Source organism: Herbaspirillum sp. alder98 (genome assembly GCF_020179755.1).
In the GTDB taxonomy this organism is placed as follows: domain Bacteria; phylum Pseudomonadota; class Gammaproteobacteria; order Burkholderiales; family Burkholderiaceae_D; genus Herbaspirillum.
On record NZ_JAIUCY010000001.1, the window covers coordinates 341,193 to 363,329 of the forward strand.

At 64.6% G+C, this 22,137-nt stretch carries 21 protein-coding genes; 9 read left to right on the forward strand and 12 right to left on the reverse strand.

Going from position 1 to position 22,137, the window contains the following annotated elements:
* The first annotated feature begins 151 nt into the window (after window positions 1–151).
* The 4 genes from LBW87_RS01630 to parC all read left to right on the forward strand — a co-directional run bounded on the left by LBW87_RS01630 (window position 152) and on the right by parC (window position 7,001).
* The gene (locus LBW87_RS01630; protein ID WP_225199684.1) at window positions 152–1,504 is read left to right on the forward strand and encodes an amidase; all 1,353 of its coding nucleotides are present in this window, start codon (window positions 152–154) and stop codon (window positions 1,502–1,504) included.
* 242 nt (window positions 1,505–1,746) lie between these two features.
* Window positions 1,747–3,747: a DNA topoisomerase IV subunit B gene (locus LBW87_RS01635; protein WP_225199685.1), complete on the forward strand. Its 2,001-nt coding sequence runs from the start codon at window positions 1,747–1,749 to the stop codon at window positions 3,745–3,747.
* A 1-nt stretch (window position 3,748) separates the two neighbouring features.
* Window positions 3,749–4,648 carry a lytic transglycosylase domain-containing protein gene (locus LBW87_RS01640; RefSeq protein WP_225199686.1) on the forward strand — a complete coding sequence of 300 codons (900 nt, stop codon included), beginning with the start codon at window positions 3,749–3,751 and terminating at the stop codon, window positions 4,646–4,648.
* 34 nt (window positions 4,649–4,682) lie between these two features.
* Window positions 4,683–7,001 (forward strand): DNA topoisomerase IV subunit A, encoded by a 2,319-nt coding sequence (parC, locus tag LBW87_RS01645; protein WP_225199687.1) that lies wholly within the window; start codon window positions 4,683–4,685, stop codon window positions 6,999–7,001.
* 114 nt (window positions 7,002–7,115) lie between these two features.
* On the opposite strand, the gene LBW87_RS01650 is transcribed toward parC, so the two are convergent.
* The 5 genes from LBW87_RS01650 to LBW87_RS01670 form a co-directional block, all read right to left on the reverse strand.
* Entirely contained in the window at window positions 7,116–7,463 is a 348-nt protein-coding gene (locus LBW87_RS01650) for an Hpt domain-containing protein (RefSeq protein ID WP_225199688.1), read from the reverse strand.
* A 167-nt stretch (window positions 7,464–7,630) separates the two neighbouring features.
* Window positions 7,631–8,812, reverse strand: coding sequence for an MFS transporter (locus LBW87_RS01655; RefSeq protein ID WP_225199689.1), 1,182 nt, complete (start codon window positions 8,810–8,812; stop codon window positions 7,631–7,633).
* A gap of 364 nt (window positions 8,813–9,176) precedes the next feature.
* On the reverse strand, window positions 9,177–9,632 hold the full coding sequence (locus LBW87_RS01660; protein WP_225199690.1) for an Hsp20 family protein: 456 nt from the start codon (window positions 9,630–9,632) through the stop codon (window positions 9,177–9,179).
* A 110-nt stretch (window positions 9,633–9,742) separates the two neighbouring features.
* Window positions 9,743–10,342, reverse strand: a complete 600-nt coding sequence (locus LBW87_RS01665) for an FMN-dependent NADH-azoreductase (protein ID WP_225199691.1) — start codon at window positions 10,340–10,342, stop codon at window positions 9,743–9,745.
* Window positions 10,339–10,824 carry a GNAT family N-acetyltransferase gene (locus tag LBW87_RS01670; protein WP_225199692.1) on the reverse strand — a complete coding sequence of 162 codons (486 nt, stop codon included), beginning with the start codon at window positions 10,822–10,824 and terminating at the stop codon, window positions 10,339–10,341. Before LBW87_RS01670 ends, LBW87_RS01665 begins: the two co-directional genes overlap by 4 nt.
* A gap of 91 nt (window positions 10,825–10,915) precedes the next feature.
* Here LBW87_RS01670 and LBW87_RS01675 point away from each other — a divergent pair, with 91 nt between their 5' ends.
* Both LBW87_RS01675 and LBW87_RS01680 read left to right on the forward strand, forming a co-directional pair.
* Window positions 10,916–12,364 carry a PLP-dependent aminotransferase family protein gene (locus LBW87_RS01675; protein ID WP_225199693.1) on the forward strand — a complete coding sequence of 483 codons (1,449 nt, stop codon included), beginning with the start codon at window positions 10,916–10,918 and terminating at the stop codon, window positions 12,362–12,364.
* A gap of 101 nt (window positions 12,365–12,465) precedes the next feature.
* Window positions 12,466–12,918 carry a carboxymuconolactone decarboxylase family protein gene (locus LBW87_RS01680; protein WP_225199694.1) on the forward strand — a complete coding sequence of 151 codons (453 nt, stop codon included), beginning with the start codon at window positions 12,466–12,468 and terminating at the stop codon, window positions 12,916–12,918.
* A gap of 10 nt (window positions 12,919–12,928) precedes the next feature.
* On the opposite strand, the gene LBW87_RS01685 is transcribed toward LBW87_RS01680, so the two are convergent.
* The gene (locus LBW87_RS01685; RefSeq protein ID WP_225199695.1) at window positions 12,929–13,774 is read right to left on the reverse strand and encodes a LysR substrate-binding domain-containing protein; all 846 of its coding nucleotides are present in this window, start codon (window positions 13,772–13,774) and stop codon (window positions 12,929–12,931) included.
* A gap of 116 nt (window positions 13,775–13,890) precedes the next feature.
* On the opposite strand from LBW87_RS01685, the gene LBW87_RS01690 reads away from it, so the two are divergent.
* The gene (locus tag LBW87_RS01690) at window positions 13,891–14,277 is read left to right on the forward strand and encodes a tautomerase family protein (RefSeq protein ID WP_225199696.1); all 387 of its coding nucleotides are present in this window, start codon (window positions 13,891–13,893) and stop codon (window positions 14,275–14,277) included.
* Window positions 14,278–14,373: 96 nt separating this feature from the next.
* Window positions 14,374–15,513, forward strand: a complete 1,140-nt coding sequence (locus LBW87_RS01695) for an MBL fold metallo-hydrolase (protein ID WP_413927600.1) — start codon at window positions 14,374–14,376, stop codon at window positions 15,511–15,513.
* Between the two features lie 87 nt (window positions 15,514–15,600).
* Here LBW87_RS01695 and LBW87_RS01700 read toward each other — a convergent pair whose 3' ends face one another.
* The 6 genes from LBW87_RS01700 to LBW87_RS01725 all read right to left on the reverse strand — a co-directional run bounded on the left by LBW87_RS01700 (window position 15,601) and on the right by LBW87_RS01725 (window position 20,503).
* Window positions 15,601–15,930 (reverse strand): DHCW motif cupin fold protein, encoded by a 330-nt coding sequence (locus LBW87_RS01700; protein WP_225199697.1) that lies wholly within the window; start codon window positions 15,928–15,930, stop codon window positions 15,601–15,603.
* 10 nt (window positions 15,931–15,940) lie between these two features.
* Window positions 15,941–17,137, reverse strand: a complete 1,197-nt coding sequence (locus tag LBW87_RS01705; RefSeq protein WP_225199698.1) for a PLP-dependent aminotransferase family protein — start codon at window positions 17,135–17,137, stop codon at window positions 15,941–15,943.
* Window positions 17,138–17,264: 127 nt separating this feature from the next.
* Window positions 17,265–17,723 (reverse strand): RidA family protein, encoded by a 459-nt coding sequence (locus tag LBW87_RS01710; RefSeq protein ID WP_225199699.1) that lies wholly within the window; start codon window positions 17,721–17,723, stop codon window positions 17,265–17,267.
* Between the two features lie 173 nt (window positions 17,724–17,896).
* Window positions 17,897–18,814 (reverse strand): DMT family transporter, encoded by a 918-nt coding sequence (locus LBW87_RS01715; RefSeq protein WP_225199700.1) that lies wholly within the window; start codon window positions 18,812–18,814, stop codon window positions 17,897–17,899.
* Between the two features lie 29 nt (window positions 18,815–18,843).
* Window positions 18,844–19,440 carry a LysE family translocator gene (locus LBW87_RS01720; RefSeq protein WP_225199701.1) on the reverse strand — a complete coding sequence of 199 codons (597 nt, stop codon included), beginning with the start codon at window positions 19,438–19,440 and terminating at the stop codon, window positions 18,844–18,846.
* A 1-nt stretch (window position 19,441) separates the two neighbouring features.
* Window positions 19,442–20,503, reverse strand: coding sequence for a threonine dehydratase (locus LBW87_RS01725; RefSeq protein WP_225199702.1), 1,062 nt, complete (start codon window positions 20,501–20,503; stop codon window positions 19,442–19,444).
* 117 nt (window positions 20,504–20,620) lie between these two features.
* On the opposite strand from LBW87_RS01725, the gene LBW87_RS01730 reads away from it, so the two are divergent.
* The gene (locus LBW87_RS01730) at window positions 20,621–22,129 is read left to right on the forward strand and encodes a PLP-dependent aminotransferase family protein (RefSeq protein ID WP_225199703.1); all 1,509 of its coding nucleotides are present in this window, start codon (window positions 20,621–20,623) and stop codon (window positions 22,127–22,129) included.
* Window positions 22,130–22,137: the final 8 nt, after the last annotated feature.

The following is a 22,137-nucleotide window of genomic DNA, read 5'->3' on the forward strand; positions in this document are numbered from 1 at the left end:
TGCAAGAGCCTGCACGGCACCACCAAAGTCACTGGGTCCCGGCCTGCGCCGGGACGACGGTGTTGTTGAATTCCGTTGTCCTGATCCGCTCACGGTGGACGACGGATTATGATGCGATACTCCCCCTTCTCATCGACCGACCGGACTCCCCATGTACCCCCGACTCTCCCAAATTGCCGCCGACCTCGATAGCGGCCGCACCACGTCCACCGACCTGACCGAACAAGCCCTGGCGAAGATCAGCGACGCCAACGGCGAAGGCGCGCGGGTATTTACCAGCGTCTATGCCGACCAGGCCCGCGCCGCCGCGCGCGCCGCCGACACCCTGCGCGCGGCCGGCGTGCGCCGCTCGCCGCTCGACGGCATCCCGGTCTCGGTCAAGGACCTGTTCGATGTGGCCGGCGAAACCACCCTGGCCGGCTCGGTCGTGTTGCGCGGCAAGCCGGTGGCGCAAGCCAACGCGGTGGCGGTGCAGCACCTGATCAACGCCGGCGCGATCGTCATGGGCAAGACCAACATGACCGAGTTCGCCTATTCGGGCCTGGGCATCAACCCGCATTACGGCACGCCACGCAACGCCTGGCAGCGCGATGTCGACGGCGGCCGCATTCCGGGCGGCTCTTCCTCCGGCGCGGCCATCTCGGTGACCGACGGCATGGCCTTTGCCGCCGTCGGCTCGGACACCGGCGGCTCGGTGCGCATCCCCTCGGCCTTGAACGGCCTGACCGGTTTCAAGCCCACCGCCCGCCGCGTGTCGATGCAGGGCGTGTTGCCGCTGTCGGTCTATCTCGATTCGATCGGCCCGCTGGCGGCATCCGTCGAATGCTGCGCCATGGTCGACGCGGTGCTGGCGGCCGAACCCTATCGCGCGCCGCTGGCGCATCCCTTGCGCGGGCTGCGCCTGCTGGCGCCGACCAACGTGGTGCTGGACGGCATCGACGACACCGTCGCCGCGGCCTACCGCAAGACGCTGTCGGCGCTGTCGGCGGCCGGCGCCGTGATCGTCGAGCAGGCCGTGCCGGCCTTCGGCGAACTGGCGGCCATCAACGCCAAGGGCGGCTTCACGGCCGCCGAAGCCTATGCCTGGCATCGCCAGCTGATTGCCGAAAACCACGACGGCTACGACCAGCGCGTGGTGTCGCGCATCCTGCGCGGCCGTGACATGGGCGCGGCCGACCTGCTCGACGTGATCCACGCCCGCACCCGCTGGATCGCCAATACCGAAGCGCAACTGGACGGCTTCGACGCCCTGGTGATGCCGACCGTGCCCATCGTGGCGCCCAAGATCGCCGACCTGCAGGCCAGCGACGAGGCCTACTACGGCGCCAACGGCCTGATGCTGCGCAACGCCACGCTGATCAACTTCCTGGACGGCTGCGCGGTCTCGCTGCCCTGCCACGCCGCCGGCAATGCCCCGGTCGGCCTGTCGCTGGCAGCGCCGGCCGGTCACGACCGCCGCCTGCTGTCGATTGCACTGGCGGTCGAAGCGTTGTTGCGCGGCTGACACTGACCACCCCTCTCCGCGGGCGGCCATCAGCGCCGCCCGCATTCTTCTTCGGCCGTGCGCCGATGTCAAAACGACAAGCTTTCGCAACGACCGCCGCCTGCGTCGACGATTTTTCATTAGAATGCGCAGTTGGCAGTGCAGCATAAGGGCTTCAAGCCCGCATGAAAGCGCGCCAATGTTGACCTTTCACCTTCCATACCGACACCGGCTCAGCCGGGGGCGACCACTTACTCACCCGCATGGCAACCAAGAAAACATCCCCGTCCGACTACAGTGAATCATCGATCCGCGTCCTCAAGGGCCTGGAGCCGGTCAAGCAGCGCCCGGGCATGTACACCCGCACCGAGAACCCGTTGCACATCGTCCAGGAGGTGATCGACAACGCCTCCGATGAAGCGCTGGGCGGCTACGGCAAGAGTATCGCGGTGACCCTCAATGTCGACGGCAGCATCAGCGTCGAGGACGATGGCCGCGGCATCCCGGTCGGCCTGCACCCGGAAGAAAAGGTGCCCACGCTCGAAATCGTGTTTACCCGCCTGCACGCCGGCGGCAAGTTCGACAAGGGTTCGGGCGGCGCCTATGCGTTCTCGGGCGGCCTGCACGGGGTGGGCGTGTCGGTCACCAATGCGCTGGCCACACGCCTGGAAATTACGGTCTGGCGTCGCGACGACCAGGGCAACGGCGTGCACACGCTGGTGTTCTCGGGCGGCGACGTGATCGAGAAGCTCAAGTCGCGCCCGGCCGGACGCGACGACAAGAAGTCCGGCACCCGGGTCACGGTCTGGCCGGACCCCAAGTATTTCGATTCGCCGGTGATCCCGCTGGGCGAACTGCAACGGCTGCTGCGCTCCAAGGCGGTGCTGCTGCCGGGCGTGAAGGTCACCTTCACCAATGCCAAGAGCGGCGACGTCCAGACCTGGCAATACGACCAGGGCCTGCGCGGCTACCTGCTCGAGCAACTGGCGCAATCGAGCAATGGCGAACCGCTGATCCCGCTGTTCGAGGGCGAGCAATATGCCGGCCGCGACGCCGAGGGCTTTGCCGAAGGCGAAGGTGCGGCCTGGGTGGTGGCCTGGACCGAAGACGGCGCGGTGGTGCGCGAATCGTATGTGAACCTGATTCCGACTTCCAACGGCGGCACCCACGAATCGGGCCTGCGCGAAGGCCTGTTCGGCGCCGTTAAGAGCTTCGCCGAGATGCACTCGCTGCTGCCCAAGGGCGTCAAGCTGCTGGCCGAAGACGTGTTTGCACGGGTGTCGTTCGTGCTGTCGGCCAAGGTGCTCGACCCGCAATTCCAGGGCCAGATCAAGGAACGCCTCAACTCCCGCGACGCGGTGCGGCTGGTGTCGGGCTATTCGCGCCCGGCCCTTGAGTTGTGGCTGAACCAGCACGTCGAGTACGGCAAGAAGCTGGCCGAACTGGTCATCAAGCAGGCGCAAAGCCGCCTGCGCTCGGCGCAGAAGGTCGAGAAGCGCAAGTCGTCCGGGGTGGCGGTGCTGCCCGGCAAGCTGACCGATTGCGAATCGACCGATATCTCGCGCAACGAACTGTTCCTGGTCGAGGGCGACTCCGCCGGCGGCTCGGCCAAGATGGGCCGCGACAAGGAATTCCAGGCCATCCTGCCGCTGCGCGGCAAGGTCCTCAATGCCTGGGAAACCGAACGCGACCGGCTGTTTGCCAACAACGAAATCCACGACATCGCAGTGGCCATCGGGGTCGACCCGCACGGCAAGAACGACACGCCGGACCTGTCCGGCCTGCGCTACGGCAAGATCTGCATCCTGTCGGATGCGGACGTGGACGGCTCGCACATCCAGGTGTTGCTGCTGACGCTGTTCTTCCGTCACTTCCCCAGGCTGATCGAGAACGGCAACATCTGCGTGGCGCGCCCGCCGCTGTATCGGGTCGATGCGCCGGCACGCGGCAAGAAGCCGGTGCAAAAGCTGTACGCACTGGACGACGGCGAACTCGAGGCGATCGAAGACAAGCTGCGCAAGGACGGCCTCAAGGAAGGCGCCTGGAGCATCTCGCGCTTCAAGGGCCTGGGCGAGATGAACGCCGAGCAGTTGTGGGAAACCACGATGAATCCGGATACCCGTCGCCTGCTGCCGATCGGCTTTGGCGAACCCGGCCCGGAGAGTGCCGAACTGCGCTTCACCATGCTGATGGGCAAGGGCGAAGCCGCCGCGCGCCGCGCCTGGATCGAGGAACACGGCAACGAAGCCGAAGCAGACATCTGACATGCCGCGCGCCGCGTCCGTGCCCACCCGCATCTTCGCTCTCTGCCTGCCGGGCGCGGCGTTGCTGCTGTGTGCCGCGCCGGTGCAGTCGCAGCAAGTGGTCCGCTACACCGATGCCGACGGTGTCCAGCACATGCGCGTGGAAGCCGTCGATCGGAGCCGCGATGGCGGCGGCAAGGGCAAACCCAATACCATCGTGTACCGCTATACCGACGCCAATGGGGCTTCCCACTTCTATGCCCAGGCCGTGGACGATCCCAACAAGGTCATGGCCAGCAGCGCCTCGCTGCTGAATCACTCGGACAGCAAGGACGCGGTGATGCCGGCCGATCCGCCTTTTGTGCGCACCATGCTGGCACATCGCGATGCGCGCAAGTACGACAGCCTGGTCAACGAAGCGGCCAGCGAATTTGGCCTCGACGCCGCCCTGCTCAAGGCCGTGATGACCACCGAATCCGGCTTCAATGCCACTGCCGTCTCCAGCAAGGGCGCCGTGGGCCTGATGCAGATCATGCCCGATACCGCCGAGCGCTATGGGCTGCAAGGCGACCGCCGCAAGACATTGCACCAGAAGCTGACCGACCCGAAGATCAACATCCGCCTGGCCGCGCGCTATTTGCGCGATCTGATGGCGATGTTCCCGCAGCATGTGGAATTGGCCATCGCCTCCTACAACGCGGGTGAAGGCGCGGTGCAGAAGTACGGCAACAAGATCCCGCCCTATCCCGAGACCCAGGGCTATGTACGCCTGGTGTCGCGCTTCTATGAACTGTACCTCCCCGCCGGCGCAGCAAGCGCGGCCGGCGGTGCGCAAGGCAACGCCACTGCCGGCGCCCGCGCTGGCGGGCAGGCGCGCCTGCAGGTGACACTGCCCCCGCGCGCGCCGGGCATCAACGATTAACCAAGTCCAAACCGAACACCACCAGACCAGCTCCATGACCGATCAAGCCAACCTGTTTGACCAGACGCCTCCCCCGCCGCCCGAAGGCGATGCGCTGACCCTGTCGACCTTCGCCGAGCGCGCCTATCTCGACTACGCCATCTCGGTGGTCAAGGGACGCGCCCTGCCGGACGTCACCGACGGCCAGAAACCGGTGCAGCGCCGCATCCTGTATGCGATGAACGAACTGTCGCTCAACGCCGCCGCCAAGCCACGCAAGTCTGCTGCAGTGGTGGGCGACGTGCTGGGCAAGCTGCACCCGCACGGCGACCAGTCGGTGTATGACGCGCTGGTGCGCATGGCGCAGGACTTCTCGCTGCGCTACCCGCTGATCGACGGCCACGGCAACTTCGGTTCGCGCGACGGCGACGGCGCCGCGGCCATGCGTTATACCGAAGCGCGCCTGACGCCGATCAGCAAGCTGCTGCTCGACGAGATCGACATGGGCACGGTCGATTTCCAGCCCAACTACGACGGCTCGACCCAGGAACCACGCCAGTTGCCGGCGCGCCTGCCGTTCGTGCTGCTCAACGGCGCCTCGGGCATCGCCGTCGGCCTGGCCACCGAAATCCCTTCGCACAACCTGACCGAAGTGGCCAAGGCTGCCGTGGCGATGATCCGTAATCCCAAGATCACGCATGGCGAATTGATGGAGCTGATCCCGGGCCCCGACTTTCCGGGTGGCGGCCAGATCATCACCCCCGCGGCGCAGATCGCCGAGATGTACCAGAGCGGTCGCGGCAGCCTCAAGGTGCGCGCCCGCTGGAAGATCGAAGAACTGGCGCGCGGCCAGTGGCAGGCGGTGGTGACCGAATTGCCGCCGGGCGTGTCGAGCCAGAAGGTGCTGGAAGAAATCGAGGAACTGACCAATCCCAAGGTCAAGCTGGGCAAGAAGACGCTCACCCCCGAACAGCAGGCGCAGAAAGCCACCATCCTCGGCCTGCTCGACGCCGTGCGCGACGAATCGGGCCGCGAGGCGCCGGTGCGCCTGGTGCTGGAGCCGAAATCCAAGAACCAGGACCAGACCGAGTTCATGCATACGCTGCTGGCGCAGACCTCGCTGGAGACCGGCGCCTCGCTGAACCTGGTGATGATCGGCGGCGATGGCCGCCCGCGCCAGAAGAGCCTGTCCGATATCCTGAGCGAATGGGTGGCGTTCCGCTTCAATACCGTGACCCGACGCACGCAATACCGCATGCAGAAGGTGGATGACCGCATCCACATTCTCGAAGGTCGCGAGGCGGTGCTGCTCAACATCGACAAGGTGATCCGCATCATCCGCGAGTCGGACGAACCCAAGCCGGCGCTGATCGAAGCCTTCCTACTGTCGGAGCGGCAAGCCGACGACATCCTCGACATCCGCCTGCGCCAGCTGGCCCGGCTGGAAGCGATCAAGATCTCGCAAGAGCTGGCCGAACTGCGCAGCGAAAAGACGGCGCTGCAAGACCTGCTGGACAATCCGGCGTCGATGAAGAAACTGGTCATCAAGGAAATCGAAGGCGACGCCCGCCAGTTCGGCGACGCCCGCCGCACCATCATCGAAGAAGCCGAAAAGGCCGTCTTCGAACAAAAGCTGGTGGACGAGCCGGTGACCGTGATCGTGTCGCAAAAGGGCTGGGTGCGCGCCCGCACCGGTCATGGCCACGACGCCGCGCAATTCACCTTCAAGGCCGGCGACGGCCTGTATGCGGCCTTCGAATGCCGCACCGTGGACAACCTGCTGGCGTTCGGCTCCAACGGCCGGGTCTATACCATCGCCGTGGCGGCGCTGCCCAACGCCCGTGGCGATGGCGTGCCGGTCACCACGCTGGTGGAGCTGGCCAGCGGCAGCAACCTGCTGCACTACCATGCCGGCCCGGCCGACACCGTGCTGCTGCTGGCGTCCGACGCCGGTGCCGGCTTCGTGGCCAAGGCCTCCGACATGTTCGGCCGGGTCAAGGGCGGCAAGAGCTTCTTCACCCTCGACGAAGGCGCGCTGCCGCTGGCCCCGCGCCCGGTCGCAGCCGACGCCGGCGCCGTGGCCTGCCTGTCGGGCAATGGTCGCCTGCTGGTGTTTGGCCTGGACGAACTGAAGACGCTGTCTTCGGGCGGTCGCGGCGTGAACCTGATCGAACTCGAGAACAACGAGAAGCTGCTGGCGGCGCTTGCCATCAGCCAGAAAGGCGTTACCGTCTCGGGCATCGGTCGCGGTGGCAAGGCGCAAGACGTCTCGCTCTCCGGTGCGGCGCTGGCGCCCCACTTCGGCAAGCGCGCCCGCAAGGGCCGGGCGCTGGAGTCGAAGCTCAAGCCGAGCGATCTGAGCCGCGAAAAATAAGGCGGGACATCACCGGCCAGGCCGGTGACGACTGAAAATGAAAATGGCTTCCGATGCAACATCGGAAGCCATTTTTTTTGTTGGTCCGCCTGATCGCTGGACGCTGTCAGACGCTCAAGCCGGCGTTGGCCCATCGATGTAATGCTGCACTTCATCCAGCACAGCGCTGAAACGCTCGGCCAGTTCAGCCCGCTGCGCGCTGGCATCGGGCTGCTGCTCGATGCGCTTGAGGAGTGCCGTCAAGGCTTCGGCGCCCACCAGCGCAGTCGAGCTCTTGAGGCTGTGCGCCTCGCGCCGCACCGCGTCATGATTGGCGTCGGCCATCGCCTGTTCGAGCCGCGCATAGGTTGGCGGCGCACTTTGCGCAAAGGTCTTGAACATGTGCTGGCAAGTTTCGACGTCGCCCCCTACTGCATCCAGCAAAGGCTCTGGATTGATATGCTGGTATTGAATGTCGTTCACGCGTTTCTCCCTGTAACCCAGGCGCAATATACGCAGGGCAATATATTTTAGCCATTGTTTTCTTGTTAATTTATTGGCGCGCGACAAGAGCAGCATGCTGCCTGTACTTACAAATTAATCACGCGACTGACGCGCGTCAACTGAAAGTTACGTCAGCCCCGGCTTTTTTATCTACCGCGCCGGCCCGACCACATCACCAACAGTGCAGCCACGCACGCCAACGCGCCGGCCAGGAAGGCTGCCGAGTAGCCGTACCAGCCGATCACCACGCCCACGATCGGCCCGGTCAACCCCGACGCCACATCGATGAATGCCATGAAGCAAGCCACCGCCAGGCCGCGCGAATGGGCCGGCACGCGCGCCATCGCCTGCACGCCCATGGCCGGAAACACCAATGAAAAACCGATCCCGGTCAGTACCGCGCCTGCCAATGCCGTCCACGGATCGCTGGCCAGCCACAGCAGCAATTGCGCGCACAGTTCGATGGCAACCGATACCGCTCCGACCCGGGCGCCGCCCAGTCGGTCCGGCAGATGGGCAAAGAACAGACGCACGCCGATGTAGCCCGATGAAAAACCCAGGATGGCAAAACCGGCGCCGGCCCAACCGTGTTCGCCATACAACAGCACCACGAAACTGGTGAGGATGGCGAACGGCATCGCCGCAAACGCCAGCGCCAACCCGAAGCGCCAGATCAACGCCAGCGCGCCGGCAAACGACAGGCCCTGCGCCGCCGCGCGCACCACTTCCAGCGCCGGCAACATGCGCGCCACCACCAGTGCCAGCAAGGGCAGCGCAATGGTGCCGCAGGCAATGCCGGCAAATCCGTAGGTCTGCTGGAGCGCCACCCCGAGCGGGCCACCCAGGCCCAGCGCCGCGAACATGGCAATGCCCTGCCAGGCCATCACCTTGCCGGTCCTGGCCACACCCACGCGGCCGATGGCCCAGGTCATGGTGCCGGTCAGGAACAGGCTCTCGGCCGGCCCCATCAGCAGCCGCCCGAGTATCAGCAGCGCCAGGCTGGCATGACTGTTGCCGATCAGGGTCGAGGCCAGGTAGAGCAGCCCGGCCATCGATGCCAATGGCAAGCCGATCGAGACCGACTGCCGGGGACCGTGGCGATCGCAATAGGAACCAGCGAATTTACGGGTCACGATGGTGGCGAAGGACTGGATGCCAATGACCCAGCCCACCACCATGGCGCTCAGGCCCAGGCTGCCATGCACATGCAGCGGCAACGCTGGCAATGCAATGCCGATGGCGAGAAAACCGGAGAACACGATGGCCACCAGCGGCAGCAACTGGCGCGAGGAAGTGTCGGGTACGACTGAAGCGATTGAAGTCGACATGATCAGCCTCGCAGGGAAAGAAATGACGATATCGTCGGCAACGACGGCTGTCGAACTACGCGGGTTGTAACGGAGGAATGAGCGGCCGCAAGGGCGGCGAACTGCAGGGGCAGGCATGCCCGAAGGGAAAGTCGTTTCAAGTGAATCACCATGGCGTCGTGGCAAACCCTGCGACGAGAATGCGCGGGAAATTTGCCGGGATAGACGCGTTGGTTGACGTGAACGCTTACGTATTTCCGGCAGGTCGCCGGGAATATTTGCGGCGATTATACCGAAATTTAAAAAGCCTGCTGGCGCCGCAAAAAATAACAACGCCCGCATAGGCGGGCGTTGGACTAACTCACTTCAAGCTGACTGAACCGGATCAGGCGGCGACCTTTTCCAGGCGCTGGACATTGCTGTCGCCGGCACCGATGTCGATCTTGCGTGGCTTCAGCGCTTCAGGCACTTCGCGCACCAGCTCGATATTGAGCAGGCCGTTTTCGAGGCTGGCGCCGGTTACCTTGATATGGTTGGCCAGCTGGAAGCGCTGCTCGAAATCGCGGGCGGCGATGCCTCGGTGCAGGAAGTTGACTTGCTGGTCTTCCTTCTGCTTGCGGCCAACCACCTTCAGGGTTTCGTTCTCGGTCTCGATCTCGATCTCGCTGCGGGAAAAGCCGGCAACGGCCATCGTGATGCGATATTTGTCTTCGGCCACCAGTGCAATGTTATAGGGCGGGTAGCTCGGCTGATCGTTGCGCTGGGCGTTGTCGAACATCTGGGCCAGGCGATCAAAGCCGATGGCAGTACGGTACAGAGGGGACAAATCGAAAGTACGCATGATAAAAATATCCTTTTAAAAGTAAGCGATGTTTTTGTCGCAGACCTCAACATCGAGCATCTGCTGGTACCGATCTATGGACGCCCGTTTTTCTTTTCAAGGGATTTTTCTTAAAAAAAATCCGGCTGCATCAAGGCCGTTGCCACCCGTTCGCGTTCGGCCGCGATGACCTGCGGTCCGGCGGCCAGTCTTTCCATCGTGAAAAAGCGCAGGTCGTGCAAGCCGATGGTCGCCAGCGCCACCTTCAGATACGGCGTCAGAAAATCAGGCTGCTGCGCCTGCGGCCCGCTGAAACCGCCGCCGGAGACAATCGCCACGTAGACCGGCCGGTCGCGCAGCAGGCCGACCTTGCCATCGGGCGTGATGGCAAACGTGCGCCGCACCCGCACCACATGATCGATCCACGCCTTGAGCGAGGACGGCACCGTGTAGTTATGCATCGGGGTGCCGATCACCAGGCAATCGGCAGCCTCGACTTCACTGATGAGTTGCTCCGACAGCGCCAGCGAACCGCGCGCCGCTGCCGCGTGGCCAGGCTCGACGGGCGAGCCGAGCGCGTCGGCATAATCGGCATCGATGTGTGGCACCGGACTGGCATGCAGGTCGCGCACGGTCACGCTGCCGTGCAAGCGCCCGATGATCTGCTGCGAGAGCCACCATGCATTTGAATCTTCGCCCCTGGGGCTGACCGAGACGTGCAGTATCTTCATGCGGCGCCTCCGATGGCACGGCCGAAGCGCATCGAACTGGTCAGCAAGCCCTGGCGAAAATAGAAACGTTGCGCCAGCGCATTGGCCATGCCGGTGTCGAGCACCAGGCGCGCGCAGCCGGCTTCGCCAGCCACCGCGTTGAGGGCATCCAGCAGCCGTTCACCCCAGCGCTGCGAGCGCGCATGCCCGGCCGTGACCAGGTCGTCGACGTACAGGAAGCGTCCGTAGACCAGGTTCTCCTGGAAGCGGTAGCCGGCCAGCGCCACCACCTTGCCCTCTTCCCAGGCGGCCAGGATGCGATAGCTTTCGTCGGCGGCGCGTGTGGTGCGCTCGATGAATTCGGCTTCGCTATCGAGGTGCGGGCGCAGTTCGCGCATGACGACATAACAGGCGCGACGGTCGGTCTCGCTATCGGCATGGCGCAGCGCAGGGTCGCTGATTTGCCATTCTTTTCGGGTCAGTTCCAGCAGACGGTTTTGCATGGTTTCCTTTTTAATGCGAAGTGCGGATGAAGCATCGTAGTGATGTGATGGCATAATCTGAAGAGCCAAGAAATAACATTCTGACTAGGCCATGAAAACCACGCTCCCCGACGCCATCCTCCAGCTGCAACCTGCCGCCGATACGCCGTTCTACCGCCAGATCTATACCCGATTGCGGCGCGCAATGGCCGATGGCCTGCTCAAGCCTGGCGACCGCATTCCCTCGGCGCGCGCCCTGGCCGCCGAGCTGGGCCTGGCGCGTGGCACGATAGAAAGCGCCTACTCGCTGCTGACGGCCGAAGGTTATATCGAAGCCCGTGGGCAGGCTGGCACCATCGTCGCCCCCGGGGTACGCCATCACGCCGCAGCCGCATCGACATCGGTGCAGCCTGCCCCACGACCGCTGCACGAGGTGGAGACGCATGCCGACAGCGGCCCGTCGGCAGCCATGCCGCGCCCGTTCCAGATGGGGGTGCCGGCGCTGGACGCCTTCCCGCGCAAGATATGGGCACGCCTCAGCGCGCGCGAGGCGCGAGCGACCCGGAGCATCGACATGCTCTATCCGCCGCCGGCAGGACTGGCGCCGTTGCGCGTCGAGATCGCGCGCTACCTGCACCTGTCGCGCGGCATCTCCTGCGCTCCCGAACAGGTCTTCGTCACCGCCGGCTACCGGGATGGCCTGGACCTGATCACACGCGCCCTGCTCCATCCGGGCGACAAGGTCTGGATGGAGGATCCGGGCTATCCGCCGTCGGCCGCCCTGCTGCGCAGCGCCGGCATGCAGTTGGTGGGGGTACCGGTCGATGCCCAGGGACTGCAGGTCGAGCACGGTATTCGGCTGGCGCCGCAGGCGCGTGCCGCGTTGGTGACGCCGGCCCACCAGAGCCCGCTGTGCGTGACGCTGTCGCTGCAGCGACGCATTGCCTTGCTCGACTGGGCGGTGCGCCATCGGTCCTGGGTCATCGAGGATGACTACGATGGTGAATACCGCTACGACAGCCGGCCATTGCCCTCGCTCAAAAGCCTGGATCGCGATGACCGCGTGCTGTACGCGGGCACCTTCAGCAAGGTCCTGTTTCCGGCCATCCGGTTGGCTTACCTGGTGGTGCCGTCGTCGGAGGTGGCCCGCTTCGAAGAGACGGCACGCTGTTTTTCTGGCGGCTGCCCGGTGTCGATTCAAAAGACGGTGGCCGCCTTCATGGCCGAAGGACACTTCGCGCGTCACATCCAGCGCATGCGCCGGCTCTATGCCGAACGCCGCGACCTGGCCGCAGCCGGACTTGGCGACGTGCTGGGCCGGGCCGTGCAATTGCAAACCACACCGGGCGGCATGCACCTGCTGATGCGACTCAAGGGACGTCGTTCGGACCGGCTGCTGGCGCAACGGATGCGGGACGCCGGCATGTTCAGCCGGGCCTTGTCCGAATGCACGCTGGAAAAACGCCCCGACCTGCCGGCCATGCTGATGCTGGGCTTTACCAACATCACTTCGCATGAAGAGGCGCAACGGCTCGGGCGACGCATCCTCGACCTGCTGTAAGGTAGGGCAATCATGGACCATTCCAAATGGCAGTTCTTGGCGCTTATCGACTAGACCAAGACACGGCATGATGATCGCTCTTAACCACCCGGAAAATCATCATGAGCGCACGCATCGACCTCTACCAACACGCCACCGAACCGTATAAGGGCTTGCTGGCCGTCAATTCCTATATGGGGGACTGCAGCCTGCCCGCGGCCATGATCGAATTAGTCTATTTGCGCGTGTCGCAAATCAACGGTTGCGCCTATTGCATCGACAAGCATGCGCGCGACCTGCTCAAGGGCGGCATGACGATCGACAAGTTGATGCTGGTGCCGGTATGGCATGAAGCCGGCTCGCTCTTTTCCCCGCGTGAGCAGGCCGCGCTGGCCTGGGCCGAAGTGGTCACCCGCATCGACCAGGGCGGCGCTGCCGATGCCGATTACGAAGCGGTCACCCGCCATTTCACCGAACGCGAATACGCCGACCTGACCATCGCCATTGCATTGATGAACGGCCTGAACCGGCTGGGCATCACCGGTCGGCTGACGCCCGCTGCCGCCAAGGGATAACCCCGGGCCGCTAGCCGGCCTTGATGGTCGCCACCAACACCCGCAACATGTCACGGGTGCGCCCCTGGGTCAGACGCGAATGCAGCACCACCTGGGCCAGCGGCATATTCGGCAACCCCAGCTGCGGCCCGACCTCGATCGCATCGGCCGGCGCCGTGCGCACCAGCAGGGCAGACACCGCCAGTCCCGCCGAGACGGCCGCGCCCACCGCATGAATGCCGCCGCCGATGAACACCTCGGCCCAGGCGATCCCCGCCTCGTCCAGCCGCTGCAGGGTCAGGTCGCGGATCCGGCAAGTGGTCGAGAACGTGGCCAGGCGCAATGGCTCACCGGGCAGGTGCTGCCAGGTGGGCGATGCAAACCAGCCGATCCTTTCCTGCATCACCAGTTGCCCTTCTTCGTCATGCGGCTCGCGTCGCACGATGGCGGCATCGAGCTCGCCGCGCTGGTACTGCTGCATGATCTCGCGCGAAGGAGCGATGCGCACCTCGATCACCACGCCCGGATCATGCCGGTTCACACGCGCCAGCACCGCCGCGAAGCCGTTGCCGGCCACGTGATCGCTGATGCCCACCGAAAACCGCACGCGCTCGGATTGCAACTGCCCAAGCGCCCGTTCATGGACCGCCAGCAACTCGCGCGCCACCGGCAGAAACTGCACGCCGTCGCTCGATAGCTGCACGCGCCGTGGCGTTCGTTCCAGCAGCCGCCGCGCCAGGCGCTGCTCGAGCTTCTTGATCTTGAGGCTGACCGCCGACTGGGTGCTCTCCAGCGCTTCGGCCGCGCGCGTGAAGCTTTGCATGTCGGCCGCCAGCACGAAGGCCTGTACGGCGTCGAGATCGAGTGGTTTTTCCATGAAACGCTCCATTCAATGATTCGATAAATAAATCATTGAAATACTTATCAAGTTATTTTTCTAATGATAGTGGCAGCTTAGCATGCATCACATTGCTAACAGAAAAGGAGAACGTCATGCCACTGGTCCGGATATCCCTGCTGCGCGGGCAGAGCCGCCCCTACCGTGCCGCCATTGTCGAAGGCATCTACCAGGCCCTGCGCGAGAACTTCAACGTGCCGGACGAAGACCGTTTCATGGTGCTGACCGAACACGATGCCGACGAACTGGTGTTCAGCCGCAGCTACATGGATATAGAACGCTCCGACGGCTTCGTGCTGATCCAGTTGACCATCAGCAACACCCGCAACCAGGCGCAGAAGAATGCCCTGTTTGCCAGCATCGTCGACAAACTGGGGCGCGACCCCGGGGTACGTCCGCAAGATGTGATGATCAGCCTGGTCGAAGGCGACAAAGGCAATTGGTCGTTCGGGCATGGCCTGGCGCAATACGTGAGCGCCTAGCCGGCCGCAATCACGGATCAGTTCGGCGCATCGGCAACCGGGCTTACCTGCTACGATGGCGGCCATCGCCATTGATCGCGCAACTGCGCCCTGTCCATGCCCCCCTTGCGCCACTCCCTCCGGCCATCGCGCACGCGCCCCCTGTTGGTGGGCGTCGTGGCGCTGGCAGCCATGCTGGCGGGATGTTCTTCCTCCAGCAAGTATTACGAGCCTAACAAGTCCAATCGCACCGAAACGGGTTTTCAAAACAACTACCCGCAATCTGCACGCGGCTCATTCTGGAAGTGGCAATGGGAGCGCCTGGTCGAGGGCAACCCGAAGCCGCCCGCCAACGATTACAAGTTTCCTGTGGTGCGTCCCGACCTGGCCTGGCTGAACGCCAATCATCGCCAGCCCAGCGTGACCTGGATCGGCCACGCCACCTTCCTGCTGCAGATCGGCGGCAAGAACGTGCTGACCGATCCCATGTTTTCGGAGCGGGCGTCGCCCTTCTCGTTCATCGGTCCGCGTCGCAAGGTGCCGCTGCCGGCCACCATTGCCGAATTGCCGCATATCGACCTGGTGGTGATCTCGCATAACCATTACGACCATCTTGACCGGGCCAGCGTCGAGCAACTGAACCGGCAGGCGGGTGGACCGCCGCTGTTCCTGGTGCCGCTGGGCGTACTCGACTGGATGAATGATCTCGGCATCACCAACGTGCGCGAGCTGGACTGGTGGGACCGCATCGCCCAGGACGATCTCGACATCTATTTCGTCCCCGCCACCCACTGGTCGGCGCGCGGCCTGTTCGACCGCTCCGAATCGCTCTGGGGCGGTTGGGTATTTCGCGACGTGCACGCGCAGGCGCGCGGCCAGGCAGTACCGGCGGGCCAGGAACCGTTCTCGGTGTACTTCGCCGGCGACACCGGTTACTCCAAGGATTTCCGCGACATCGGCGAGCGCTTCGAACGCTTCGACCTGGCCTTGCTGCCGATCGGCGCCTACGCCCCGCGCTGGTTCATGCAAAACCAGCACGTCGACCCGAAACAGGCGGTGCAGATCCACCAGGACGTCCGCGCCAAGCGCTCCATCGGCATGCACTGGGGCACGTTCGAATTAGCCGACGAGCCGCTGGACGAACCACCCGGCTTATTGGCCGAGGCAGTGAAGGAGGCTGGATTGCCGGCGGACGAGTTCGTCACCTTGAAGCATGGGGAGACGGTGCGGCTGGATGATGCGGGGGCCGGGCGCTGAGCAATCTCCCCTGCTGCGCGCACAAACAACAAGGCCCGCATCCAAAGATGCGGGCCTTGTGCATTACACCAACCAGTGACCAACTACTCAGTCGACGATAAACAGCTTCGCCCCGATTGCAGTCGACGACCGGTGCGGCTCGGCGTTATCGGCCACCTGGTAGCTCATGCCCGGCTTGAGGACGAAGGTACGACCATCTTCCAGTTCGGTATGCAGTTCGCCTTCCAGGCACAGCAGGATGTGTCCCTTGACGCACCAGTGGTCGGCCAGATAACCCGGCGTGTACTCGACCATGCGCACACGCATCTCGCCGAACTTGACGGTGCGCCATGTCGCATGCCCGGTGTCGCCAGGATGCTCGGTGGCGGCTACGGTGCTCCAGTCAGTGGTGCCGAAAGGCAGGTTCTCGATTTTCATTTTCGTCCGTTTACAGTTTGGATGCGATCAGCTTGCCCAGGCGCTGCACGCCGGCGCGGATCTGCTCCGGCGACACCGTGACGAAGGACAGGCGCATGGTGTTCTTTTCGGCCACGTTGGCGAAGAACGGCGCGCCCGGCACGAAGGCCACCTTCTCCTGCTCGACCGCTTCGTTCAACAGCGTGCTGCTGTCGATGTGCGACGGCAGCGTGACCCAGACGAACATGCCGCCTTCAGGCTTGCTCCAGCTGCAACCGGCCGGGAAGAACTCTTGCAGCGCGCCCAGCATCGCTTCGCACTGGTCGCCATAGAGCTTGCGGATGGTCGGTACGTGCTGGTCGAGGAAACCGTCCTTGATCGCTTCATACACCACCATCTGCGTCAGTTGGGCCGTGTGCAGGTCGGTCGCTTGCTTGGCCTGTTCCATCTTGAGAATCAACGGACGCGGCGCCACCACGTAACCCAGGCGAATGCCCGGGGTCAGCACCTTCGAGAACGAGCCCATGTAGATCACGCCGGACGGGTTCATCGTCAGCATCTTGGGCAACGGCGCATTGCGATAGCTCAGCGCGCCGTACGGATCATCCTCGATCAGCGGCAGGCCCAGGCGAGCACAGGTCTCGACCAGCTGGATGCGACGCTCGGTCGGAATCGTGCGGCCGGTCGGGTTCTGGAAATTGGGCAGCGAGTACAGCATGCGCGCGCCGGCGGCGATCGGCTCGATCGCGTCTGGCAGCAAGCCGTTTTCATCGCTGGGCACCGATTCGAACTTGGCGCCGTACAACGAGAAAGCCTGCAATGCACCCAGGTAGCTCGGCGTCTCGACCAGCACACGGCTGCCCTCGTCGATCAACACCTTGCCCAGCAAATCCAGGCCTTGCTGCGAACCCGACACCATCAGCACCTGCTCCGGCAGGATCCGGGCGCCATCGGTCGACAACGAATTGGCGATCCACTCGCGCAGCGGCAGATAGCCGTCGGTCGGGCCGTATTGCAGGGCGACCTTGCCCTGCTGCGTCAGCACGCGGTCGAAGGCGGCCTTCATGTGCTCGACCGGGAAGGTCTGGGGCGATGGCAGGCCACCGGCGAACGAGGTGATGTCAGGACGCATCGTCACCTTCAGGATTTCGCGGATCGCGGAGCTTTGCATCTGCTCGGCGCGATGGGAGAACTGCCACTGCAGTGGTGCGGGGTTTTCGAGTTTCATATCGGTTCTACGAATTATCTGAGGCGACCGGACAGCCGGCGAGATCGATCTCGATCCCAGTCGCGGCTGCGGTCGCGCGGTCTTGCCAGGGGGCCACCGGTGATGGCGCGCCAATCACAGAAGACGATCAGGCGATCTCGGCAATCATCTCGATCTCGACACAGGCGCCCATGGGCAACTGCGCCACGCCGAAGGCGGAACGGGCATGCTTGCCCGCTTCGCCGAAGATCTCGCCGATCAGCTCGGAGGCGCCATTGGTCACCAGGTGGTGCTCGGTGAATTCGCCGGTCGAATTGACCAGGCTCATCAGTTTCACAATGCGCTTGACCCGGGTCAGGTCGCCGCCACAGGCTGCCTGCAGGGTGGCGATCAGATCGATCGCCACTGCACGCGCGGCCTGCTTCGCATCGTCGGTGCCGATGTCGCGTCCCAGCTGGCCGACCCATACCTTGCCATCCTGCTTGGCCAGATGGCCCGAGAGGAACACGGTATTGCCGGTCTGTGCGTACATCACATAGGCGGCCGCCGGGGTTGCCACGGCTGGCAGTTCGATGTTGAGCGCTTTCAGCTTTTCATATACGGACATGCGGTACTCCTGTTTTTGCGTCGCACCAGCCACGGGGGTTGCCCGGGAAGTGCACGGCAGTTGAAAAAAAGGTCTTCGATTATCTCAAATATCCTGGACTTTGGCCCGACAATCACGCCCGGCGGCGATTTGCGCCACGGCTCGCAATGCCGCCTGCGAGGCCGGTCAAACCCTCAGCGGCGAACCGCCATGCGACGTCCGACCGCCACCACCGCAATCACCGCCAGGGCAAACAGCAGGTTGCTCGCATCCATCGGCTCGCCCACCACCAGCGCCGCGCCCAGCAAGGTCAGGAAGGGTTGCAGCAATTGCACCTGCCCCACCCGCGCAATGCCGCCCAGCGCCAGGCCGCGATACCAGAAGAAGAAGCCGATGAACATCGAGAACAACGATACATAGCCGAACGCAACCCACGCCGCCGGCCCGGCCGACAAGCCATGCTGCCAGGCCATGGCGCCCGATATCGGCAAGGTCACCGGCAACGAGATGACCAGCGCCCAGCAGATCACCTGCGGCCCGCCCATGCTCTGCGACAGCCGGCCACCTTCGGCATAGCCCATGGCGCCTGCGGCCACCGCAGCGAACAGCGCCAGGTCGGCCGCATGAAAGCTGCCGCCGCCCTGGCGCAGGGCAAACGCCACCACCATGCCGCTGCCCACCAGCGCCGCCAGCCAGAATCCGGCCGAGGGTCGTTCGCCGAAGCGCAATGCGCCCAGCAAGGCGGTCGCCAGCGGCAGCACGCCCAGCACCACCGCCCCATGCGAGGCCGGCACGTGCTGCATGGCCAGCGAAGAAAACAGCGGAAAGCCGATCACTACACCCAGCGCCGTGATGACCAGGCTGCGAAACTGTTGCGCCGTGGGCAGCGGCGCCCGGGTGTAAGCCAGCAACGCAATGGCACAGGCGGCGGCGACCACCGCGCGCGCCAGCGCAAAAAATATCGCATCCATTTCTGCCACGGCGATCCGCGTGGCCGGCAGCGTGAGGCTGAAGATCGCCACCCCTGCCAGGCCCAGCCACATGCCTCGTGTTTCGTTACTCTTCTTGCCGATGACGGGTGCGATGCCCGCCGTTTTTCCCTGGCCCTGCATGATGGTTATTCTCCGTTTGATTATTCTATTCAGATCCAGATCGCCAGCGCCGAATACAAGGTGGCCGTCACCATGCAGACCGCAAACAGGCTGGCCCATAACGGCCGCTCCAGGTAGCGACGCAATAGCGCACCGGCACCCGCCCACAGCGACACGCACGGCAGGTTGATCGCGCAGAACACCAGGCAGTAGAGCAGGATCGCCAGCGCCACGGGCAGGTTATGCAGCATCGGCATGAAGGCCGCCGCGCCGGTGATGCCCATCACCCATGCCTTGGGATTGGCGAACTGGAATGCGGCCGCGCCCCAGAACGACATCGGACGGGCCCCGGCCGCAGCAGCGCCCCCTATCCGCATGCGACACAGTTGCCAGGCCAGCCAAAGCAGATAGGCCGAGCCCAGCGCCTTGAGTACCAGCGCCATGCCCGGCACAGCCAGCAGCAGGCTGCCCATACCGATTGCGCATAGCGCCGCCAGCAGGCCAAAACCGGCGGTCACACCCAGCATGTGCGGCAACGAGCGGCGAAATCCGAACCAGATGCCGGATGAGGTCAGCATGATGTTGTTGGGCCCCGGCGTGATCGACGAGACCAGGGCAAACGAGGCCAGCGGCAACAGCGCCTCCATGTCAGCTCCCCGATTGCAGCAGCGCATCGGCCACTTCGCAGCGCCGCGCCAGCACCCGGGCAAACACGTCATGATCGATATTGCCGCCCGACAGCGTCACGCCCAGCTTCTTTCCCTGCAGCCGCCCACGCAACTGCAAGGCAGCGGCCAGGGCGCAAGCGCCGGCCCCTTCGGCCACATTGTGGCTGGTGATGAAATGCAGCTTGATGGCATCCATCACTTCGTCATCGGTGACCGCCACGACTTCGTCGACTTCGGCCAGCATCACTTGCAGCGAGGCCTGGTCGGGCACCCGGCAGGCGACGCCATCAGCGATGTTGGTCGACACCGGCGACTCGATACTGCGACCGGCCTCGAACGACAGCTTGTAGGCCAATGCATGGGCCGACACCACGCCGATGATGCGGGTCTTCAAGCCCAGCGCATTGCGGGCGGCAACCGCGCCGCACATGCCCGAGCCCTGCCCGATCGGCACCAGCAGGACGTCGAGATCGGGTTGCGCGCGCAGCAACTCCATCCAGTATGTCGCCACGCCGGCGACCAGGTCGCGATGATAGGAAGGCACCATGTGCAATTGCCGTTCGTGCGCCAGCCGGGCCGCGTGTTCACGGCTTTCCTGGAACTCGGCGCCATGCTCGATCAGCTCCACGCCCAGCGCACGCATGGCAGCGTTCTTTTCGCGGCTGTTGCCCTGCGGGACCACGATGGTCGCGGGCAACCCGGCATGCGCCGCCGCCAGTCCGACCGACTGCCCATGGTTGCCACGGGTGGCGGCAATCACGCCCCGCAGCTGCGGCTGTTCGCGTGCCAATCGCTGCATGTACACCATGCCACCGCGCACCTTGAAGGCGCCGGTCGGCGCGTGATTCTCGTGCTTGACCCAGACCTCGGCGCCCAGCGCACGGTTCAACAACGGCCACGACAGCTGCGACGTCGGCGCCATGCCGCGATACACCACCTGGGCGGCACGCTCGATCTCGGCCAGGCCGGGCAGCAGGTCGCGGGCGGCATGCACGGCAGCGGCAGCGGAAGCGATCGATTCGGTGGGTATGGCGATGGTCATGAAGTGTCTCCTGGCGGTGTGGTGCTTCTGGTCTTGCAATGTCAGCCATCGTAATCGACAATACCAGTACAGCACCGATACACTTAGCCAAATAACCTTACTTATTGTCACGGCAAAATGACCAATACAGTCAAGCGCACCCGCTCCGCCATTGCAGATATCCCGCCGCCTGCCCTGCCCGCTGGCCCGGCGTCGGCCTGGCCGACGCTGTCACGCGAGGGCGGCGAGTCGCTGGTGCAACAGATCGTGCGTAGCATCCGCGCGCGCATCGACGACAAGCTCTTGCGTACCGGCGCGCGCATGCCGTCCATCCGGCAGTTCGCCGACACCCATGAGGTATCGCGTTTTACGGTCGTGGAGGCCTATGACCGGCTGGTGGCGCAAGGCTTTCTCGAATCGCGGCGCGGTTCCGGCTTCTACGTGAAGGATCGCGCCGGCGGCTCCATCGGCGCCGGCTTCGGCAGCACCCAGCAAGCGCCCGTGGCGGCACCCGACGATGTTGACGTGGTCTGGCTGGTGCGCAACATGTTTCGCCAGCTGCCGCCCCACAAGATGCCGGGCGGCGGCCTGCTGCCGCCCGACTGGCTCGATGGCGAACTGATCGCCAATGCGTTGCGCGCCGTCAGCCGCGAAAACCCGTCGCTGCTGCTGGGCTATGGCACGCCGCAAGGTTTCCTGCCGCTGCGCCAGCAGTTGCAACTGAAGCTGGCCGAACACGAGATCGCGGCCGGTCCCGAGCAGATCGTGCTGACCAGCGGCGTGACGCAAGGCATCGATACGGTGGCGCGCCACTTCCTGCGTCCGGGCGATGTGATCTTCGTGGACGATCCGGCGTGGTTCCTGATGTTCGGCTCGTTCGCCGCGCTGGGGGCGCGCGTGATCGGCATCCCGCGCGGCGCCGACGGCCCCGACATTGCCTCGCTGGCCGAGCTGGCGGCGCTGCACCGGCCCAAGCTGTACGTGATCAATTCGGTGCTGCACAACCCGACCTCGACCTCGCTGTCGGCGGCCAAGGCGTTCCAGATCCTGCGCGTGGCCGAGGAATACGACTTCACCATCGTCGAGGACGACATCTATTGCGACATGCACCCCGGCCCGGCAGTGCAGGCTGCTACCCGCATCGCTTCGCTGGACCAGTTGCAGCGGGTGATCTACCTGGGGGGATTGTCGAAGACGCTGTCGGCCAACCTGCGCGTGGGCTTCATCGCCACCTCGACCGAACTGGCGCGCCAGCTGGCCGACCGCAAGATGCTGGCTACGCTCACCACCGGCGAGATCGGTGAACGGGTGGCTTACAAGGTGCTGTCCGAAGGGCATTACCGCAAGCATGCGGAACGCCTGCGGGGACGGCTCGACGGGGTGCGCGACAAGGTGGTGCGCCAGCTCGAACGCATCGGCATCGATGTCGGCGAGCCGCCCTCGTGCGGCATGTTCCTGTGGGTCGACGCCGGTTGCGACACCAACGTGCTGGCCGAACGCGCCATGGAACAGGGCTTCCTGCTGGCGCCGGGCGCCTTGTTCTCGCCGGCCCAGCTGCCGTCGACCCGCATGCGCATCAACGTGGCGTCGATGGGCGACCCGGGCATCTGGCGTTTCCTGGAACAGGAAATGGCGCGGCGCGGGTAGCCGGCCCG

Coding starts and splice junctions, on each gene's coding strand:
- LBW87_RS01670 (WP_225199692.1), bottom strand. CDS start 10,824: ATGCAAAACCGTCTGCTGGAACTGACCCGAAAAGAATGGCAAATCAGC.
- LBW87_RS01680 (WP_225199694.1), top strand. CDS start 12,466: ATGAGCGCACGCATCGACCTCTACCAACACGCCACCGAACCGTATAAG.
- parC (WP_225199687.1), top strand. CDS start 4,683: ATGACCGATCAAGCCAACCTGTTTGACCAGACGCCTCCCCCGCCGCCC.
- LBW87_RS01640 (WP_225199686.1), top strand. CDS start 3,749: ATGCCGCGCGCCGCGTCCGTGCCCACCCGCATCTTCGCTCTCTGCCTG.
- LBW87_RS01710 (WP_225199699.1), bottom strand. CDS start 17,723: ATGTCCGTATATGAAAAGCTGAAAGCGCTCAACATCGAACTGCCAGCC.
- LBW87_RS01630 (WP_225199684.1), top strand. CDS start 152: ATGTACCCCCGACTCTCCCAAATTGCCGCCGACCTCGATAGCGGCCGC.
- LBW87_RS01730 (WP_225199703.1), top strand. CDS start 20,621: ATGACCAATACAGTCAAGCGCACCCGCTCCGCCATTGCAGATATCCCG.
- LBW87_RS01700 (WP_225199697.1), bottom strand. CDS start 15,930: ATGAAAATCGAGAACCTGCCTTTCGGCACCACTGACTGGAGCACCGTA.
- LBW87_RS01715 (WP_225199700.1), bottom strand. CDS start 18,814: ATGCAGGGCCAGGGAAAAACGGCGGGCATCGCACCCGTCATCGGCAAG.
- LBW87_RS01635 (WP_225199685.1), top strand. CDS start 1,747: ATGGCAACCAAGAAAACATCCCCGTCCGACTACAGTGAATCATCGATC.
- LBW87_RS01720 (WP_225199701.1), bottom strand. CDS start 19,440: ATGGAGGCGCTGTTGCCGCTGGCCTCGTTTGCCCTGGTCTCGTCGATC.
- LBW87_RS01705 (WP_225199698.1), bottom strand. CDS start 17,137: ATGAAACTCGAAAACCCCGCACCACTGCAGTGGCAGTTCTCCCATCGC.
- LBW87_RS01685 (WP_225199695.1), bottom strand. CDS start 13,774: ATGGAAAAACCACTCGATCTCGACGCCGTACAGGCCTTCGTGCTGGCG.
- LBW87_RS01665 (WP_225199691.1), bottom strand. CDS start 10,342: ATGAAGATACTGCACGTCTCGGTCAGCCCCAGGGGCGAAGATTCAAAT.
- LBW87_RS01690 (WP_225199696.1), top strand. CDS start 13,891: ATGCCACTGGTCCGGATATCCCTGCTGCGCGGGCAGAGCCGCCCCTAC.
- LBW87_RS01660 (WP_225199690.1), bottom strand. CDS start 9,632: ATGCGTACTTTCGATTTGTCCCCTCTGTACCGTACTGCCATCGGCTTT.
- LBW87_RS01675 (WP_225199693.1), top strand. CDS start 10,916: ATGAAAACCACGCTCCCCGACGCCATCCTCCAGCTGCAACCTGCCGCC.
- LBW87_RS01655 (WP_225199689.1), bottom strand. CDS start 8,812: ATGTCGACTTCAATCGCTTCAGTCGTACCCGACACTTCCTCGCGCCAG.
- LBW87_RS01695 (WP_413927600.1), top strand. CDS start 14,374: ATGCCCCCCTTGCGCCACTCCCTCCGGCCATCGCGCACGCGCCCCCTG.
- LBW87_RS01725 (WP_225199702.1), bottom strand. CDS start 20,503: ATGACCATCGCCATACCCACCGAATCGATCGCTTCCGCTGCCGCTGCC.